The organism is Niabella soli DSM 19437 (assembly GCF_000243115.2).
Lineage (GTDB): Bacteria > Bacteroidota > Bacteroidia > Chitinophagales > Chitinophagaceae > Niabella > Niabella soli.
Map to the genome: position 1 here is coordinate 1886721 of NZ_CP007035.1, position 20565 is coordinate 1907285.

13 protein-coding genes are annotated in these 20565 nt (G+C 44.2%); 8 read left to right on the forward strand and 5 right to left on the reverse strand.

All coding sequences use genetic code 11. The annotated features are described in order from the left end of the window. The first annotated feature begins 337 nt into the window (after positions 1-337). From NIASO_RS08055 to NIASO_RS08070, 4 genes are all read left to right on the forward strand, one after another. Positions 338-3142 (forward strand): outer membrane beta-barrel family protein, encoded by a 2805-nt coding sequence (locus tag NIASO_RS08055; RefSeq protein ID WP_008584522.1) that lies wholly within the window; start codon positions 338-340, stop codon positions 3140-3142. A gap of 8 nt (positions 3143-3150) precedes the next feature. Continuing rightward, the gene (locus tag NIASO_RS08060) at positions 3151-3915 is read left to right on the forward strand and encodes a GLPGLI family protein (protein ID WP_044046541.1); all 765 of its coding nucleotides are present in this window, start codon (positions 3151-3153) and stop codon (positions 3913-3915) included. Positions 3916-4021: 106 nt separating this feature from the next. Beyond that, on the forward strand, positions 4022-6817 hold the full coding sequence (locus NIASO_RS08065) for a TonB-dependent receptor (protein WP_008584518.1): 2796 nt from the start codon (positions 4022-4024) through the stop codon (positions 6815-6817). A gap of 12 nt (positions 6818-6829) precedes the next feature. Further along, complete coding sequence (locus NIASO_RS08070; RefSeq protein ID WP_008584516.1) at positions 6830-7573, forward strand: GLPGLI family protein; 744 nt, start codon at positions 6830-6832, stop codon at positions 7571-7573. A gap of 68 nt (positions 7574-7641) precedes the next feature. Here NIASO_RS08070 and NIASO_RS08075 read toward each other — a convergent pair whose 3' ends face one another. From NIASO_RS08075 to NIASO_RS08090, 4 genes are all read right to left on the reverse strand, one after another. Next, positions 7642-9480: a glycoside hydrolase family 13 protein gene (locus NIASO_RS08075; RefSeq protein WP_008584514.1), complete on the reverse strand. Its 1839-nt coding sequence runs from the start codon at positions 9478-9480 to the stop codon at positions 7642-7644. A gap of 97 nt (positions 9481-9577) precedes the next feature. Continuing rightward, positions 9578-10903 carry an MFS transporter gene (locus NIASO_RS08080; protein WP_008584512.1) on the reverse strand — a complete coding sequence of 442 codons (1326 nt, stop codon included), beginning with the start codon at positions 10901-10903 and terminating at the stop codon, positions 9578-9580. Between the two features lie 103 nt (positions 10904-11006). Further along, a complete protein-coding gene (locus tag NIASO_RS08085; RefSeq protein ID WP_008584510.1) occupies positions 11007-12287 on the reverse strand; it encodes a glucose-1-phosphate adenylyltransferase in 1281 nt (426 codons plus the stop codon). A gap of 49 nt (positions 12288-12336) precedes the next feature. After that, on the reverse strand, positions 12337-13815 hold the full coding sequence (locus NIASO_RS08090) for a glycogen synthase (protein WP_008584509.1): 1479 nt from the start codon (positions 13813-13815) through the stop codon (positions 12337-12339). A gap of 100 nt (positions 13816-13915) precedes the next feature. On the opposite strand from NIASO_RS08090, the gene NIASO_RS08095 reads away from it, so the two are divergent. Beyond that, positions 13916-15403, forward strand: coding sequence for an MFS transporter (locus NIASO_RS08095; RefSeq protein ID WP_008584507.1), 1488 nt, complete (start codon positions 13916-13918; stop codon positions 15401-15403). A gap of 24 nt (positions 15404-15427) precedes the next feature. After that, positions 15428-16393, forward strand: coding sequence for an ROK family protein (locus NIASO_RS08100; protein ID WP_008584506.1), 966 nt, complete (start codon positions 15428-15430; stop codon positions 16391-16393). 377 nt (positions 16394-16770) lie between these two features. On the opposite strand, the gene NIASO_RS08105 is transcribed toward NIASO_RS08100, so the two are convergent. Continuing rightward, a complete protein-coding gene (locus NIASO_RS08105; RefSeq protein ID WP_008584504.1) occupies positions 16771-17406 on the reverse strand; it encodes a DUF4136 domain-containing protein in 636 nt (211 codons plus the stop codon). Between the two features lie 190 nt (positions 17407-17596). Between NIASO_RS08105 and NIASO_RS19645 the strand changes: the two genes are divergently transcribed. Both NIASO_RS19645 and NIASO_RS08115 read left to right on the forward strand, forming a co-directional pair. After that, a complete protein-coding gene (locus tag NIASO_RS19645) occupies positions 17597-19477 on the forward strand; it encodes a TlpA disulfide reductase family protein (RefSeq protein WP_008584502.1) in 1881 nt (626 codons plus the stop codon). A gap of 35 nt (positions 19478-19512) precedes the next feature. Continuing rightward, a complete protein-coding gene (locus NIASO_RS08115) occupies positions 19513-20262 on the forward strand; it encodes an SIMPL domain-containing protein (protein ID WP_008584500.1) in 750 nt (249 codons plus the stop codon). Positions 20263-20565: the final 303 nt, after the last annotated feature.

A 20565-nucleotide genomic window follows, 5' to 3' on the forward strand; every position in this document is an offset into this window, starting at 1 on the left:
GTTTCTGGATGCTGGTTTCTGGATATGCGTTCAGCATTGCGCATTCCGCGTTTAGCGTTCATTATCGTTACAGGATTCTCAATACCGGATGCTAGATACTCGGTTCTGGTTGCTGGAATCGATCGAGCATCATGTATTAAAATATCCCGCGTTCCGCATTGCGCATTAAGCGTTCTGCATTCAGCGTCATTCGCCCCTCAAAAACCGCTATTCACCCCATTTTTTGTATTCTTTAACGTATTTCGAACTTATTTACGCATTAAGTGTTATGGAAAACAGTCATTTTTGTGTCACCAACTTAATGCCATAAAGAAAAATAACCCAACCATTAAAACCGATGAGATTAAAAAAAGTAACCTTCCTGCTGCTCTTTGCCGTGCTGCACCAATTCGTCTACGCACAAAACGCTACCATAAAAGGACAATTAACCGATTCTTCCGAGCATAAAAGTTTAAAAAGTACCGTTGTTGCTTTTTTAAGATCGAAGGATTCCGTTTTGGCAGCCTATACCCGGGCTAACGAGGAGGGCAGGTTTTCGGTTTCGGGCTTAGATAGTGGAAAGTATATTGCCATGATCACCCACCCCTATTTTGCAGAGTATTTTGGCAACATTACTTTATCGCCGGGTCAGCACCTTGACATGGGTCTGGTAAACATGCTCTCCAAAATGAAATTGATGGAAGAAGTGATCGTAAAAGGCAACCGTGCCATGTTTATATCAGGCGATACCACGGTATTTACGGCAGACAGTTTTAAGGTGGCTGAAGGAGCTAATGTAGAAGAGCTTTTCAGAAAGTTGCCGGGGTTCCAGGTAGATGGGAAAGGGAACATCACGGCATTGGGTAAAAAAGTTGAGCGCCTGCTGGTGGACGGCGAAGAATTTTTTGGGGATGATCCCGGCATCGCCAGTAAAAACCTGCGGGCAGATAATGTAAAGGAAGTGCAGGTGTACGAGGGCAAAAGCGACCAGGCAGCCTTTACGGGTATCGATGACGGAAAATCGAAACAAACCATTAACCTGAAACTGAAGGATGATAAAAAGAAAGGCTATTTCGGAAAACTGGAAGCCGGCGGCGGGCTGAACGACAAAAAACTGGGGACCCAAAACACTTTTAGCAATGCCGCAATGATCAACGCCTTTAAAGGGAAACGAAAACTGGCTGCCTATGCAATCATGAGCAATACGGGCAAATTGAACCTGGATTGGCAGGACCAGCAGAAATACAGCCAGAGCGCGGTAGATGTAAGCATCAATGACGATGGAACCACTGATTACAACTGGAATGGCGATAATTACAATTTTTCCAATGGCGGAACGCCTACCAACTGGAACCTGGGATTGCAATATAACAATAAATTCAACCAGGATAAGCAGGGCGTAAACCTGGGCTACCGGTTGGTTAAAATGAACACCCCTTTTAGCCAGCAAACCTATGCCGCTAATTACCTGCCGGATTCCAGTTGGAAAACCAATGAGCAGCGCAACAATTACAGCACGGTCTTAAAGCAGTCGCTTAACGGAACGTTTGATTATAAAATTGATTCGATGAATTCATTGAAATTGCGCATCAATGGTAATACGAATCACACCAATTCCGATTTTGCCTCTTACAATGAATCGGTAACGATGGCAGACCGTATGATCAACTCCAATGCTTCCCATGGCAGCAGCAAAAGCGATAACCAGGCTTTAAACACCAATTTGCTTTGGATGCATAAGTTTAAAAAACTATACCGGACCTTATCATTGAATCTGGGCTATTCCTTCTACCAAACCAATACCGACGCACTCTGGTACTCCAACCTTACTTTTTACAGGAACGGCGATTCGTCTTCTTCCAGAATAACAGATCAGAACACTTTAATAAAAAACCATTCTAATACCGTCTCGGCCCGCGTGGCTTATACCGAACCATTGGCCAAAGATGTATATATGGAGTTCAGTTATAACTTTAGCAATGCCAACAATACCAATAACAGGGATGTTTATTCAAAAAACGACCAGTCGCAGGCCTATGACACATTCATCGACAGCCTCAGCAATAATTACAAATACAATATTATGAGTAATATGCCGGGGCTGAACTTCAGGATGGTCAAGAAAAAGATGAACCTGAGCATCGGAAGCACGGTTGGCATGAATCATTGGGAACAACTGGACCTTACCCAAAACAACACCCGGTTGTACAATTTTGTAAACTACAACCCCAATGCGCAATTCTCCTATAAGCTTACGCAATCATCGAGAATCAATTTCTATTACAATGGCCGCTCCACCGCACCTTCGCTGGATGACCTGCAGCCCATCATCAACAATACCGATCCTTTAAATATCAAAACGGGCAATCCCAATTTAAAACCATCCTTCTCACACAACTTTAATTTGTATTATAATTCGTTTAAGATGACTACCGAAAGAGGCCTGTTTGCCAGTGTCAACTACGGTATCACGCAAAACGCATTTACGCAGTTCAGCCAGTTTGTCGATTCCGTGCGACGTTACTACACGGTAAACACCAATGGCGTCTACTATTTCAATGGCAACTTTGACTATCGCTTTAAATTAAAAAAACCGGGGATCATATTGGGTGCAGGCCCCAACATCAACCTAAACAACCGGGTTGATTTTGTGATGGACGCTTCCAATAACGCGGTTAAAAATATAACCCGCTCCCGGAACTATGGCACCCGCCTGACCATCGGGAAAGAAAAGGCAGATAAATACTATATCTATATTAACCCGAACATCAATTACAACACCAGTGTGGGAACCGTAAGTACCAATGCCAACGCCAAATACTGGGCTTACGGGTATAACATCTGGGGGAACTTAAAACTTCCAAAGGATTTTGAATTGTCTACAGAAGTAGATGCCAACTTCCGCCAGAAAGATCCCCGCTTCCCCTCCAACAATAACTACACGATCTGGAATGGATTTTTCAGCAAAAAGTTTCATAAAAAGGAGTTTGAATTAAAGGGCAGTGTTTATGATATCCTGAACCAGAACCGTGGTTACAACCGCAATTTCAACAGCTATTCCTTCACCGAAACCTACAACAATACGTTCCGGCGCATGTGGCTGGTGTCGTTTATATGGAATTTCACAAAAAATCCCGGAGCGCCTGCGGCTCCGGCCAAATAATGAAGCTCATGATACTACGCAACACTCTTCTGATAACACTCCTGCTCCTTTCATTGGGCAGCAGTGCACAAAAATTCATCACCAGCGGTTCCATTACTTACGAAGCACGCACGAACGTCATTAAATCGATTCCCTGGCTGGATGAGAATGATGATTTTTTCCGGCAGATCAAGGACCAGGTTCCCCAGTTTTCGATGAACTACTATACCTTAAACTTCTCGGATAATAAAACCATTTATTCCTTTCTGAAAAATACGGATACAAAGAAAGTGCCCGAATGGTATAAATTCAGCGATGAGGACAATATCTGGTATAATGACTTCGGCACAGGAAAATCTGTAGATAAAAAAGCGGTCCGGTGGGACGATACCTACCTGATTGCCGGCGATATTCACCCTCAGCAATGGCGGGTATATCCCACCGACAACACCGTCATTGCAGGTTTCAACTGCAGAAAGGCAAGTACGGTTATTTTCGACAGCGTATATGTATTCGCTTATTATACCGATGAGATCGCCGTAAGCGGCGGGCCAATGGGGTTAAACGGGCTTCCGGGAATGATCCTGGGTGTAACCATTCCCCGGCTGGCCACCAGTTGGATTGCTACTTCTCTTTCGCTGGATGTGGCGGCCGCATCTATCACCCCGCCGGTAAAAGGAGGGAAAAAGAAAACGGTGGAGGAACTAAAAACAACTTTTAACGATTTCAAAAAAAACTGGGGCAAGGAAGAACTAAAGTATTTCAACCCCATTTACTGGAGAACATTTTTATAAAATTTTGCTTTTATTACTAACTTTACGTAGTTTTACGTAAAGTTAGTAAATGTAACATTCTAACAATTTGCCCGACTTAATAATAAGCACATCATCAAAACCTATCATGAGAATAAAAAAATACGTTCTGCTTGCCGCACTCCTGGGCTTTATTGCCGTATCAAAAGCACAAAACGGCGGCTCCATAAAGGGCCACCTGGCTGACACCGTGGAGCATAAGGACCTAACCAATACTTTAATAACCGTAATGAACGCCGGCGATTCATCACTGGCCGGATTCACCAGAACCGCAAAAGACGGGGCTTTTCAGGTTGCGAACCTGGATACCGGAAGGTACATTATTATGATCACGCATCCTTATTTTGCCGACATCTTCGAGAATGCTACGCTCGCCGCAGGCGCAACGTCTGATCTAAAAACGATCCATATGCTTTCCAAAATAAAACTGATGGAGGAAGTGGTCGTAAAGGGAAACCGTTCTATTTTCATGTCGGGCGATACAACAGTTTTCACAGCAGACAGTTTTAAAGTAGCCGAGGGCGCCAATGTAGAAGAACTATTAAAAAGATTGCCGGGCTTCCAGGTAGATAAAGACGGTAAGATCACTGCCCTGGGTAAAAAAGTGGAACGTGTATTGGTGGATGGGGAAGAATTTTTTGGCAGCGATCCGGGAATAGCCACCAAAAATCTTCGTGCTGACAATATCAAAGAAGTGCAGGTATATGACGGCAAAAGCGATCAGGCCGCTTTCACGGGCATTGATGACGGCAAGAGCAAGCAAACACTGAATCTTAAGTTGAAGGAGGATAAGAAAAAAGGATATTTCGGGAAAATTGAAGTAGGAGGAGGACTAAAAGACAAATCGGAAATTGGCGGAGATAATAAGTTCAACAATTCCATTATGCTAAATGCCTTTAAAGCAAAACGCAAAATTGCGGCCTACGGCATCATGAGCAACACCGGCATGCTAAACCTGAACTGGGAAGACCAGGAGAAATACGGTGGCGAAAATGAGAATATGCAGGTATCGGACGATGGAAGCGCTATAATGTATTTTGGTGGCGGCGGCAACCGAAGCGATGGCATCCCCACGAACTGGAATGCCGGCTTCCATTACAGTAATAAATTCGACGCAGACCAGTACAGTCTTAACGCCGGGTACAAATTTGTAAAGATCAATGCCCCGGCTTATATACGCACCAATTCGATCCAGTTTACCCCCGACTCCACCTGGAAAAACAACTCCGTCAACAATAATTTCAGTTCCGATATCCGTCACCGCATGAACCTGATGATAGAAGACAAGATCGACTCAATGAATACCGTCAGGATAAGAGCAACCGGAAACAAAGGATTATTAAAAACCGAAGGGGATTTGTATACGGAAAACCTGACGCAGGATGGACGATTTATTACCCGGAGCGACGCGCGCAATTCGAATGAAACCAACAATGGTGGCGTAGATGCAAATGTATTGTGGATGCATAAATTCAAAAAGCAATACCGTACATTTTCAGCCACGGCCGGCATTAATTACAGCAATTCAGATAATAAAGGGCACCAGTATTCCAAGGCGGAATTCTATAAAACACTTGGAGCAATACCGGATTCAATAGCTGTTATTGACCAGCAACGCACTAATAACAATGAATCAAAATCAGTGAATGCGCGGGTGGCTTACACGGAACCTATTGTAAAAGATTTTTATCTTGAGTTTAGTTACGCATTTTATAAGAATAACTCCATCCGAAAACGCTTCAGCTATGATAAGGGAGGCTCAGGGGATTACGATCAACTCAATCCGCTGTTCAGCAATGACTTTGAGTTTAACAATACCAGCAACGCGCCGGGGCTCAACTTCAGGGTCAATAAAAAGAAATACAACTATTCATTTGGTACAACCGTTAATTTTAACCAATACCAACGTATCAATCATACGGATGCCAGCAACAGTCTTTATAACTTCACTAACTACAACCCCCGGGCCAATTTCAATTATAAACTAAAGCCCTCAGAGAGCATCTATGGCGGCTATTCTGGCTATGCCAACGCGCCTTCCCTGGATATGCTGCAGCCCATTATTGACAATACGCAGCAACTCAACCAGCGCGTAGGAAACCCGGATTTAAAACCTTCATTCCAGCACTCTTTCAACCTGGGGTACAACTCCTGGAAAATGCTTACGGAACGAAATATGTATTTCTACTCTAACTATTCAATAACCCAGAATGCGTTTGTAAATTTCAATGATTATACCAACCTGGTACAGAAATATAAAACCGTAAATGCAAACGGCGTTTCTAATTTTTATCTCTACATGGGCTATGGTTTCAAACTAAAGAAACCCGGTATCCGTATCGATATCAACCCCGGCTATAATAGCGGCCACAGTATTGAGTTCATCAAAAACGCCGCCAACCCGGACGGTGTTAAAAATAGCACCAGCAGAAGCTCTTACAACTTTGGCCTCGGCATTCAAAAATCATTTTCAGATCAGAAATACAATATCTGGGTGCGGCCCAATACTTCTTATAACAACACCAAAGCCACTGTAAATACCAGTGTAAATCAAAAATACTGGTCTTACGGGCTCAATAGCGAACTCCGGGGAAAGATCACCAAAAACTTCGAATTAAGAACCGATGTAAATGGCACGTACCGGCAAAAGACCCCCGACTTTACGAACAATGTGAACTTCACCATCTGGAACGCCACAGCCATTCAGCGTTTCCATAAAAATGAATTTGAGTTTTGGTTTAGGGTAAACGATATCCTCAATCAGAATACGGGTTACAACCGGTACGGCTTTACCGAAACCTACCGCACCGTATTAAAAAGATTTTACCTGTTGTCCTTTATATGGAACATAAACAGTAATAAAAGCGCAGCCCCTGCAAAATAAAATACCAGTACCATGAAGCATTCTATTATTTTCCTTTTGTTCTTCTTCGTAATCGTTGCAACCAATCACGCACAAAAATTTATTACCAGCGGTACTGTTGAATATGAAGTAAAAACTAATATTAAAAAAGGCCTCGAAGGCGAGGATGATATGTGGAGCAGGGCCCTCATCGATAAGATACCGGCTTTCACCGTCAACTACTATTCCTATTCCTTTACCGATAACAAAGGGCTCTATAAATTCGACCGCACAGGCGATAAACAAAAAATCAGCAGTTGGCTTACCGGAGTGGAAGAGGATAACATCTGGTACAATGATTACCAGGCGCATAAATATTCCAACCTCATTACTATCGACAACTATAACATCGTTGAAGGCGACGAGAAAAAAATAAAATGGAAGCTAAGCCCTTCCGAAACCACCGTTATAGCCGGTTTCAACTGCCGCAAAGCCAGTGCTATTCTTTTTGATAGCGTATACGTATTCGCTTATTATACTGAAGAAATACCCATTAGTGGTGGCCCGATGAATATGCATGGGCTTCCGGGATTAATACTGGGATTAACCATTCCCCGCCTGTACTCCAGTTGGATTGCAACTTCATTGAAACTGGACGTTACAACGCCTGTTGCACCACCGGTAAAGGGTAAAAAGGTTACCGAAACCTTTGTTATCAATGCACTAAAAGAATACGGAAAAAGATGGACGGGTGGCGACAAGTTTACCAACAAGCTTATTTGGAGAACGTTTTTATAGTTGTCAGTAGTCAGTTGTTAGTTATCAGCTATTAGTTGGTTTTTGATAATGCAGCGGAAATTGATATCCTATTTCGTCAATTCCAATACCCGGTCCGACATCGGAGCCAATGTAAGAGAGTCTTTAAGTGGGGTAACCTGTCCGGTGACAACATCCCGGGCACTTTGAAATCCGTTCAGCCGTTCTGCAAAACGGTTTAAGGCAATAGCAGCGGGCATTTTGTTCGTATTCATTGCGCATAGAATCGTTTGCTGTCTGTCGTAACGAAAATAAATATACACCCCATCATACGGCGCAAACTGCATCAACTTTCCAGTTGTAAGGGCCGAAGACCTTTTCCTGAAATTAGCTAAGGTTCTGATATAATTAAACAGGATATTCTCTTTTCCCGTTCTTCCTGCAGCCGTAAATTTATTGACTTTATCTCCTGCCCAGCCGCCGGGAAAATCTTTACGTACCTGCCCGTCATTGGGACTGGTAGTACCTTCCATCAGCACCTCACTTCCATAATAAAGTTGTGGAATGCCCCGGCAGGTCAGCAGCCAGGCCAGGGCCAGTTTATATTTGGCCGTATCTTCATTAACAACAGAATAAAAGCGCGGGAGATCATGATTATCCAGGAAAATAACTTCACGCGTGGGGTCCTTATAAACAAAATCCTGGGCAAGCGTGGTGTAGACTTTATTTACACCCTCCGTCCAGCCAAAAGGTTCATTAACCGCAGGAATGATCCCGTAGAACAACAATTGAAAATCTGTTGTGGCCTGCAGGTTGCTTTTAAAAGGAATGGAATAATTGTTCTGACAGAAATAACTTTGGTTCGGCACGCCGTGCACCCAGGTTTCGCCAAAAATGCTGATCCGGGGGTATTCATCATATAAGGCCTGGTTACAGCGGTTCATAAAGTTGAGGTCGTTATAAGCGTACGTATCAATGCGCCATCCGTCGATACCAAATTCCTCCACACACCAGAGCGCATGCTGGATCAAAAAATTTTGTACAAAAGGGTTACTTTGATCCCAATCCGGCATTGAAGGCACGAACCAACCATCCTGCATTATTTTTTTATCGATCTGCGCGCCATGCGGATCAAAGATCGCCTGGTCTTTATAATTGGTTTGTGTAAATTTTGGCCAGCGGTGAAACCAGGTACTGTCCGGCTGATCCCGGAATAAAACATGTTCCAGGCCGGTATGATTATATACCGCGTCCTGTATTATTTTCATTCCTTTTAAATGAGCTGCATCAATCAAATCTTTATAGGCCGCGGCTCCGCCGATGCGCGGATCAATTTTATAATGATTGGTGAACGCATAGCCATGTTCGGTTCTATCGGGCATATCATTTTCTATAACCGGATTTAACCAGATAGCCGTAACACCCAAATCCTTTAAATAATCCAAATGATTTTGCACGCCTTTCAGGTCGCCCCCGTGGCGTTCAAAAACAGAGTCGCGGTTAAGCGACTGGTCCCGCATGCCCGGTACGCGATCATTGGAAGGATCGCCATTACTAAACCGGTCCGGCATGATCAGATATACCAGATCTGCCGAAGTAACACCGTTGGCAAACGTCCTCCCATTACCCGTTCTGCGGCTTTTCAATGGCCAGTCTGCTGTCGTTTCTCCTATTTTTATTTTAACCGTTCCGGGTTTTGCAACAGGGCTGATCATAAGTTCCAGCACCAGGTAATGCGGGTTCTTAAATTTTGATATTTTATTAAGCGTTACGCCGGGATATGCAAGGGTTACGTTTTGGGTTTTTATATCCTGCGCTGCCGCACGCACCAATACTTCCACCTTGTTCCACTTCATGTTTATCCACCAGTTGGTTGGGTATAGTTCAAATTGCGCGTTGGCCGTTGTTGCCAAAAACAGCAGTATTAAAAAATAACAGGCTCTTTTCATGATAAAAAAATTGAAGGATACTAGATACCAGTTTCTGGATACTGGATATTAGTTTCTGGATCGTATCAATCGAGCACCCAGAATCGAGGATCGAGCATCAAGCATCGCGTTTTTCCTTAACCAACACCAAACAGATCACCGCCGCCAGGATCATCAGCCCCCCGCCTACCTGTACGGCCAGCAGCCGGTCGTTATGCAGCACGTTCCGCATCAGCCATCCAAATCCCAGCGAAGCAATGATCTCGGGCAGTACAATAAAGAAATTAAAAATACCCATATACACGCCTACTTTATTCCGGGGCAGCACACCGCTCAGCATCGCATAAGGCATGCTCAGGATACTGGCCCATGCAATCCCAACGCCGGTCATACACCCGTACAGCATATATTTATTTTTCACCCAGGCTACGCTGATCAGGCCAATGGCACCAGCTATCAAACAGAGCGCATGGGTTGCCTTTCTTCCTAATTTATCGGCAATTGAAGGCAACACCAACGCAAACAAAAAAGTAACCACGCTGTAATAAGCAAGGGTCAGGCTTCCAAAATCAGCACCCGCGGCATACACGGGATCATTCCCGTCTTTCCCACCGAATACATTTATCGCCACCGCCGTAGTATAATAAAACCACATCAGGAACAAACCGGGCCAGGTAAAAAACTGAACAATTGATATAGCGCGCATTTTTGGCGGCATCTTCCGCAGGGCATCAATAATTTCAGCAAAACCATTCTCCTTTTCATTTTGTTTACCTGGCGCATCACCACCGGCCAATACTTCGGGGGGATATTCTTTTGATGTAAAAACAGTGTACAAAACCGCTCCTATAAAAAAGAAGGCTCCCAAGTAAAAAGACCATTTTACATTTTCGGGGATCGTTCCCTGTGCTGCCGTATTACTAAAATGAAAAACATTCCGCATCAGCCACGGCAACGCCGATGCGATACTGCCGCCCAGCCCGATCATAAAACTTTGCATGATAAACCCGCGGTTCACCTGGCTGTCCGGCAATTTATCCGTAACAAAAGCCCGGAAGGGCTCCATCGATACATTTCCAAAAACATCCAGCACCCATAACAATCCGGCGGCCATCCACAACGCGCTGCTATGCGGCATTACTATCAAAGCAATGGAGCTTATTATTGCCCCGATCATAAAATAAGGCCGGCGCCGGCCCCAGCGCGGGTGCCAGGTCCTGTCGCTCAGGTACCCGATAATGGGCTGTACCAGCAAGCCGGTGAGGGGCGCCGCAAGGAACAACAGTGGCACCTGGTCCGGATTGGCCCCCAGGTTTTCATAAATACGTCCCATGTTGGCCCGCTGCAGGTCCCACCCAAACTGGATCCCAAAGAACCCCACGCTCATGTTCACTATTGCTGCAAAAGATAACCGGGGCTTCGAATCGTTTCTTGTTACTGACATTGGCAATCGGTTTAAAATGTAAAATTAATATGTATTAAATACACATTAAAAAATATTTTGAAAAAAACTGGTCGCGAAAACCAGTTTCCCCATTTTAAGAACTTTAAATAACGAAACCGTCAGGTATAATGGCGCCCTTCTTAACTACGATGATCCCATCCTTTACCGTGTACAATTCATGATCAGCATTCTCCAGATGCGCCCCGCCATTCAGCCGTACATCATCCCCAATACGGCAATTTTTATCAATAATGCAATTGCGCAGGTAACAGCGCCGGCCGATGCCAATAGGCGGTACGCCTTTGTTCTGATCGCGACTGATATCTTCGATGGTCTCATAATAATCACTCCCCATCAGGTAACAGCTTACCACTGTAGACCCATACCCGATCCGCGAGCGGATCCCGATAACGCTATGCTCGATCCGGGAGGCGTTAATAATACATCCCTCGGCAATAACTGTTTTTTCCAAAGTAGTACCGCTGATCTTCGCCGGTGGCAACATCCGGGGACGGGTATAGATGGATTTGGTATTATCAAATAAATTAAATTCGGGTATATCGGAGGTCAGTTCCAGGTTGGCTTCAAAAAAAGAATAAATATTTCCGATATCCGTCCAGTAGCCTTCATACTGGAAGCTGGCCACCTGGTATTCATTTATGGAAGAAGGAATGATCTCTTTTCCAAAGTCAGTAGCATCGGGATGTTTTTTCAACAACAGGTCCAGGAGCAGTTTACGGTTAAATATATAAATCCCCATGGAAGCCAGGTAGTTTCTTCCCTTCTGTTGCATGGCGGGGCCGGTGTCACTTGTCCACTCACCCAATATATCCTTTGATGGTTTCTCAATGAAAGAACTGATCATGTTGTGCTCATCGGTTTTCAGAATACCGAACTCTGGAGCCTCCCGGTCGCCTACGGGTATCGTGGCAATGGATATCTGAGCGCCGCTTTCTTTATGATTTTTCAGCATTTCTGTAAAGTCCATCTGGTAGAGCTGGTCACCCGAAAGGATCAACACATATTCACTGGGGAAAGGGGCCAGGTGGCGTAAACTCTGTCGCACCGCATCTGCCGTTCCCTGGAACCAGGTCGGGTTATCCGGCGTTTGCTCCGCGGCAAGGATATCTACAAACGCATCGCTGAACGCGCTAAAGCGATATGTGTTTTTTATATGCCGGTTCAGGGAGGCGGAGTTAAACTGCGTCAGCACGAACATCCGGTGAATATCAGAGTTAATGCAGTTCGAAATAGGTATGTCTACCAGGCGGTATTTTCCGGCTATGGGTACAGCAGGCTTTGAGCGATTACTGGTTAAAGGGGCCAGCCGCGTACCGGCACCACCGCCCAGAATCATGGCAACGATTTCATTTGAAAAAGACATAGTTTATAGTATTATTTTTATCTATATATTAAATATAAGCTGGAAACGGTTAATCCTCTGATATTTTATTGGTTGGCAACAAAGATTCATAAAGTCCGAGATACTGTTTGGCCGACATATCCCATCCATGATCGATGGTCATCATTTTTTCGCGCATAGCGTTATACAGATCGTGTTTGTTATTATACAGATCAATAGCGCGGCCAACAGAATAAGCGATATCACCCACACTGGACTGTTCCATCTTTATTCCAAAGCCATCCTTATCGCCATAGTCCACTACGGTATCTTTCAACCCGCCTATATTACGCACCATAGGTACCGTTCCATAGCGCAACGCGTAAAGCTGGTTCAATCCACAGGGCTCCACGCGGCTGGGCATCAGCAAAAAATCGGAGCCTGCGTACATCAGATGGCTCAATCCTTCATTGTATCCGATATAACTATTAAAATACCCTTTAAACCGCTGATTCATGTGGCTCAGCTGTTCTTCGATCCAGGGGTCACCCGAGCCCAATATTAAAAAGTTGGCTTTACCCTGGTATTGGTAAACCGACTGACTAATGGCATCCGGTAAAAGATCTGCCGCCTTCTCCCCCACCAGCCGGCCAATAAAAGTGATCAGGGGCTTTTCAGGATCTAACCCGAACTGACCGGCAAGCTCCAGCTTGTTTTTATCTTTTCCTTTTTCAACCAGCTCCTTATTATAATTCTTAACAATGAACGAATCGGTCTCAGGATCCCACACCTCGTTATCGATACCATTTATAATACCAATACTTTTTCCTTTTTCATATTCAAAAAGATTGTGCAGCCCGTTAGCGGAATGTTTCAGCTCATCCATATAACTCGGGCTTACCGTTGTTACCTTCCAGGCGCATTTAACCGCCGACGCCATAGGGTTAATGGCATTATCCCAATCCAGCAAACCCCGGTTCCAGGAATCATATGCCGGTATATAATAATATTTATCCCATCCGAATTGCCCCTGGTATTCTCCGTTATGCACGGTAAAAACAGTAGGCACATTACCCAACTGGTAGCGAAATGCATAAGCATGCCGCATCATAAAAGGCACCAGCCCGGTTTGGTGGTCATGACAATGAACAATATCCGGTTTGTGCTGCCAGCGGCTCAGCCAATCGCAAACGGCCAGCTGAAATGCTACGAACCGCTCGGTATCATCATCATACCCGTAAATGCGTTCCCGGTCCAGCTTGCCATTAATATCAACGAGGTATAGATCAAACCCCAACTTGTTTGTTTTTTCCTTGATCACACTATACTTAAACCACTCGTTTCCCAAAGCCTGACCTCCCTCGTGCACCAGCTCCCATTCGTTCTGGTATAAGAATTTGGTACGATACATAGGCATCACTACTTTGGCTACATGGCCCAGTTCGTTTTGGTACTTAGGCAACGCACCCACAACATCACCCAGCCCGCCGGCCTTGGCCATCGGGTAACACTCCGCAGAAACATGAATTATTTCCATAAACATTTTTTCTTCCGTTACTAATGTAAGCATATTTTATGAATGCGCAGGGTTTGACCAAAAACAATTAAAAATTTTTATTTACCCGATTACTATTTACATTTACCCCTTGATAAAACATTAAACGATTGATATGAGTAATCAAACAACTAAGTGGTCCCAATTTGGTACGCTCATTACAGTTTTCTTTTTTTGGGGGTTTGTTGCTGCCAGTAATGACATTCTGATTCCCGTATTTAAACATGCTTTTAAATTGACGCAGGTAGAAAGCCAATGGGTAACCCTTGCTTTCTATTTACCCTATACCATTGGATCTATTATTTATTTTGCCGTTTCAAAATCAATAGGTGGCGACCTTTTAAATAAGATCGGTTATAAAAATGGCATCACTTACGGGCTGATCATTTCTACATTGGGTGCACTCATTTTTTATCCGGCGGCCAACAGCGCTTCTTACGCGTTAATGTTAACGGCATTATTTGTGGTAGGGCTTGGATTTTCATTACAACAGATCGCCGCCAATCCGCTGGCGATCGTAATGGGCGACCCCAAGTCTGGTTCCCAGCGATTGAGCATGGCCGGCGGTATCAATAATTTCGGAACAACGATCGGCCCGCTGCTGGTAAGCTTTGCTATTTTTGGGAGCGTTACGGGTGGCTCCGACAATGCCAATATCGACAGTGTAAAGATCCCCTATCTTATACTGGGCGCGGCATTCCTTTTAGTGGCCATTCTTTTTAAATTTTCGTCCGTCCCGAATAAGATCGACCTGGGAAAAACCGCCGGTGCTGAAAATGAATTTGAGTCCGAACAAGCCGGTGATCCTGCGAACGAAAGCGCCAAAGTTACCGCCGACAGGCCTTCTGTATTTAATTATCCTCAATTGGTATTGGGCATGATCGCCATATTCGTTTATGTAGGAGTGGAAGTAGCTACTGCCAGTAACCTGCCCAACTACCTGGAAAAAGATATGGGCATACTTACCAAGGACGTAGCCCCCTACGTGTCGCTTTACTGGGCAAGCCTTATGATGGGGCGCTGGACGGCTTCCATAGGTGCATTCAATGTAAAGGCCGGTGCTAAAAAAATATTAAGTTTCTTTATGCCTTATCTTGCCTTTGCGGTTTACATTATTGTAAATAAAATAGCGGGGCACGATGTAACGCCCTTTTATTATTATGCAATTGTAATTGTGGCGCTCATCCTGGGGAATATAGTAAGCGCCGATAGTCCTGCCCGCATGCTTTTGATCTACTCCTTAATGGGCATTACTGCACTCTGCATTGGAATGCTCACAACAGGAATGGTAAGTGTTTTTGCTTTTATAAGTGTGGGACTATTCTGCAGCACCCTGTGGCCCTGTATTTTCACCCTGAGCATTGCAGGCCTGGGCAAGCATACCAATGAAGGAAGCAGCCTGTTGGTGATGATGATCCTGGGCGGGGCGTTGCTGCCGGTAGTACAGGGAAAACTGGCAGATGGTGCCATTGGAATAAAATACAGCTACCTATTAGGCGCCCTTTGTTTTGCCTACCTGGCCTTTTACGCCATAAAAGCCAAAGCAACATTGAGAAACCAGGGGATTGACTATGACGTAAAAACAGCCGGAAGCGGACATTAATTTTTTTTGAAAATGGAAAATGATATGGGTGTAATAGATTTGTCAATGGAATTGGCAATTGGTATAGACATTGGTGGCACCAACACCAAATACGGAATAGTGAACCACCGCGGGGAGATCCTGGACAAAGGCGATATTAAAACAGATGCCTTTCCAACGATTGAAGAATTCATCAACGGGCTTCATGAGGCAGTATCCCCGATCATAGAAAAATATGCGTCTGTCGGAATAAAAGGAATTGGCCTCGGTGCACCTAATGGCAATTATTATACGGGCACCATTGAATATGCCCCTAACCTTCCCTGGCGCGGGGTTATTCCCATCGCAAAAATGATAACCGAAAGATTTAGCGTTCCCTGCACGCTTACCAATGATGCCAACGCGGCGGCAATGGGCGAAATGCTGTACGGCGCGGCGCGGGGCATGAAGGATTTTATAATGATCACCCTGGGCACCGGCGTGGGAAGTGGTATTGTATCCAACGGATTGATGATCTATGGGCACGATGGATTTGCCGGCGAGCTGGGACACATCATAGTACGCCCCGGCGGCCGTAAGCACTGGAGCACCGGAGCGCACGGTTCGCTGGAAGCCTATTGTTCCGCCACCGGGATTTCTATAACGGCCAAAAAACTAAGGGCCGAGAATATTCATTCTGCTTTAAATGAGATACCGGAAGACAAGATCGATTCCCGGGCCGTATTTGAAATGGCGGAGAAAGGCGATGAAACTGCTAAAGAAGTATTCCGGTATACCGGCCAAATATTAGGGGAAGCGTTGGCTAACTTTATCATGTTCTCTTCCCCCGAAGCCATCATACTTTTTGGCGGCGTTATAAAAGCAGGCGATTATATTATGAAGCCCACAAGAGAGCATATGGAAAAAAACCTGCTCCCCATTTTCCAGAATAAAGTAAAACTGGTGTTTAGCGAGCTGAAAGAAGCAGATGCTGCTATTTTGGGCGCCAGCGCACTGGCCTGGGAATCATAAACACATTTATTATTTTTGGTTTGAGGTTTATTGTTTGACGTCTAAAGTTTACGTCCTGAAACGAGCAACCGGCATCAAACTTGGCTGCCGCAATCGTCAAACGATAAACGTGAAATCGCGTCGATCAGCGGACCAGAAACCAGTAACCTGAAACTTGTAACTAAAAGGATCTCTGTTAAAAATAGTTAGACCTCCGTTGTAGCTACCAAATGGAATTATAAAACGGATCTATTGTTCCTGGTTTGACGTCTGACGTTTATCGTTTCACCTCCAGAAACCAGCAACCTGAAACTTGTAACTAAAAAAAGGGTCTCCGCTAAAAATAACGGGGACCCTGTTGTAACTACCAAACCAAACTACTATCTTCAGCACCTTTATCAGTGCATATTACCATAACGGTCATATCCTTTTCTGCTGCCACGATACGTGTTGTTATACCGGCTGGTTGATTCCCATTTCCGGAAAATGGCATCCACGATCCGGTCAATCTCCCTTCCGGAAATCCTCCGGCTGTCCACCTCGTCTGTCGCCCACCCCTGCATGACCGTTTCGTCTGTATAAGAATCCACCATGGTGATGGTAATGGTACCTTCTTTTGTTGGTACCGCATAATTATCATATCCCATAAACATGGAAGGATAATATACATTGTAGAAGCGGCCGCGATACGGGTTATAAAAAGTTCTGAAGCCGCCCCATCCGTACATCGGGTCCGAGACCACCCGGCTTCCTCTTTGCACCAGCACATCATAACTTAAGATCACATCCGGGTTACTGGTCACCTGCCGCAGACCTTTGGTTTGTTCCAAACGGGCGGTAACAGCCGATTTGATCTGATCTTCCATCATAGAGCTTCGTGCCCTGCGGTCCTTGGGTTGCGCCCAGGCAAAAGTTCTGTACTTACCAAAATTGGCATTCTGAGAAGTTTCAATATGGGCTGTTGGCCCGCAACTCGCCAACAACACCAATGCCAGAACAGGTAATGCAAAAGTTTTTAGAACATAGTTTTTCATTTTTACTGAATTTTCTACTTTTTAGACGCATAAACCCCTCAATAGATAACAGCAGGATTGTAAATTATTTGTGAAAAAATCACCCTTTACCTGGCTGATCCGGAAAAAGGAAAGCGCTGTATCAATCAGATAGAAAACTTAGCTACCTTTGGAAAAACTTTCGCTTTAACAGTCAACCAAATTTGTTACAATGAAAAACCTTTTATTGCTTGTTGCCCTGGCCTTTTCCGCCAATATTTTTGCGCAATCTAACCTGACCCTCAAACCTGAACGTCCAAAAGCCGGTGAAACAGTCCATTTTTCTTATCTGCCCGGTGGCGACCTGGAAGGAACAGATAAAACGCCAACCGCCTATGTTTTAAAAATAGGCTCCGGCGGCCCACAGATGGAAGACATTCCATTAAAAAAAGAAAAAGATCAGTTTGTAGGGTCCGTCAGTACCGACACATCGTTAAACCTGCTGGTTTTTGGATTTAACATTGATGATAAAATAGATAACAACGCCGATAGCGGTTACCTGGTGCCGGTATACCATGCTGATAGCTTACGGCCGGAAGCTTATTCGAATCTTGCATACTTTTATGATAACATCGGTGAACGGAAATTTGGTGTAAAGCGAAACGCCCAAAAAGTAATGTATTACTATAAAAAGGAAATGGAGCTTTATCCGGATAAAAGGAACGATGTAATCAGAAGCTACCTTTTTGCTTTGATGCGCAGCGATAAAGAAAAGGGAAACACAGCGATACAGTCAGAAATTGAAAAAGCACTATCATCAGGTTTAAAAACCGCGTCCGACTATTCGAAAGTAAGCTCGCTTTACTCAATGCTGCGCCTGCCCCAGCAAATGGCATTTTTCACAAATCTCAAAAAAGAAAAATTTCCTGATGAAAAATTAACTTCCCAGGATTATTATGAAAAATTCAACGCAGCCGCCAATTTAACAGATAGGGAAACAATTGTAAAGGATGTAATTAAAGCCACCAACCCACCTTCTTTCGACGGATTTTTAGCAATGATGCAAGGGCAGATACTTATAGGTTATGCGTATAAGAAAGACTGGGACAATTTTAAAAGATATGCTTCAGAGACAAAGGCTCCATCAGCAAAAATGAATGCTTACAACGAAGCTGCCTGGAAACTGCAGGGAGACAGTGCTGATTTGCCCTTTGCAGCGGAATTATCAAAACAAGCAGTCGCCTATGCAAAAGCTGAACTAAAAAATCCGAAAGAACCCAAGCCTAAAATGTCATTGAACAAAGAATGGCTGGAGCAGCGCCAGAACCGTTACTCTCAATTTGCAGATACCTATGCTATGGTGCTTTACAAATCAGGAAAGTATAAAGAAGGGTATTCGTATGCAAAAGACGCAGCGTTAACCAATGCAAAAGGTCAAAATAAAAACTACAACAACACCTATGCCCTCCTGGCTGAAAAAGCCCTTCCGGTAAAAAAATACCAGCCGGAGCTGGAACAGTTTGTAAAAGAAGGCAAAGCCAGCGATGCAATTAAAAAGATACTTAAACGGGCATATACAACGCAACATGCCTCAGCCGATGGCTACGATCAATACCTGGCCACCCTGGAACAGGGTGCCAAACTTAAAATGATTGAAAAACTAAAGAAAGAAAAACTAAATGACCCCGCACCAAAGTTTGCGCTCAACGACCTATCCGGCAACAAGGTGAATATAGAGGACCTCAAAGGGAAAACCGTGATCGTTGATTTTTGGGCTACCTGGTGCGGCCCCTGCAAGGCATCCTTTCCATCTATGAATAAAATGGTGGGCAAATATAAAGACAACCCCGACGTTAAATTTTTATTTGTAGATACCTGGGAAAATGTAGACGATAAACAAAAAAATGCTGCGGATTTTATTACAAAAATGAAATACGATTTTCATGTGCTGCTGGATAATGACAGCAAAGTCGTCACCCAGTTTAACGTACCAGGCATCCCCACAAAATTTGTCATTGGCAAGGACGGCAATATAAAATTTAAAGCAGTGGGGTTTGAAGGCGATCAGTTATTGGAGCAGGAACTGGAAGCAATGATTGGACTTGCCAATTAAAATGGATTTCCTATTTTTACAATAAATAAAACACTATGAACACAGAGAACACCAACCGCAATTTTTTAGGATTGATCATCCTTGGTATTTGCATTATTATCACAGGGTTGCTGGTAGCAGGCGCTTATAAATATAAGTTCAAATCAAGACAGGTGATCCGCGTTACCGGAAGCGCAGAAAAAGATTTTGGCAGCGACCTGATCGCCTGGAATGGCAGTTACAACAGGTCCAATTTTGATTTAAAAGCCGCTTATGCCCAGTTAAAACAAGATGAAATGAACGTGCGGAATTACCTTACCCGAAAAGGTATCACTCCCAACCAGATGATCTTTTCTTCTATAAAAATCGATAAGATCTTCAAATCAAATTATAACGAAGAAACAAAATCAACTTCCTCTGAGTTCCAGGGATACAATCTCACACAAAATGTAAAAGTGGAATCCAACGATATCGCGAAGGTGGAATCCTTGTCCCGGGAGATCACTGAACTTATAGAAACCGGCATTGAGCTAAATTCACCCGAGCCATTATATTTCTATACAAAGCTGGCAGATCTTAAACTGGACCTGTTGGCAAAGGCCGCAGCCGACGCAAGAAAGCGGGCGGAAACGATTGCAAAAAATACCGGCGGTTCTTTGGGGAGTGTAACCAAAGCCAATATGGGCATTTTCCAGATAACCGGGAAAAATAGCGATGAGGATTATAGCTACGGCGGTACATTTAATACTTCTGCAAAAAATAAGACGGCCAGCATTACCGTTAACCTGGAATGCGAGGTAAAATAGGTGATGATCCCTACCGGTCGTTTGCTCCTGCAGATAGTGTGAAGGATCTTCTTAGAAGGTCATCGGAAAACCAACTGAATAGTTCTGCTGACATTCCGTTGCACTTCATTTGGCGGGATCCGGTAGGAGTTATCGGATAAGGTCCCGTTTGTGAAAAACGCCCCATTCACTATTCACCTTTCACTTCTCACGTTTCACTACGTCCTACTCGCTATTCGCCCCATTTTACCTCCAAAAGCGCTCCCAAACAAGCCGGTCCGGCTCCCGTTAATTACATTTAAATCCCAAAAATGCAGTAATTTT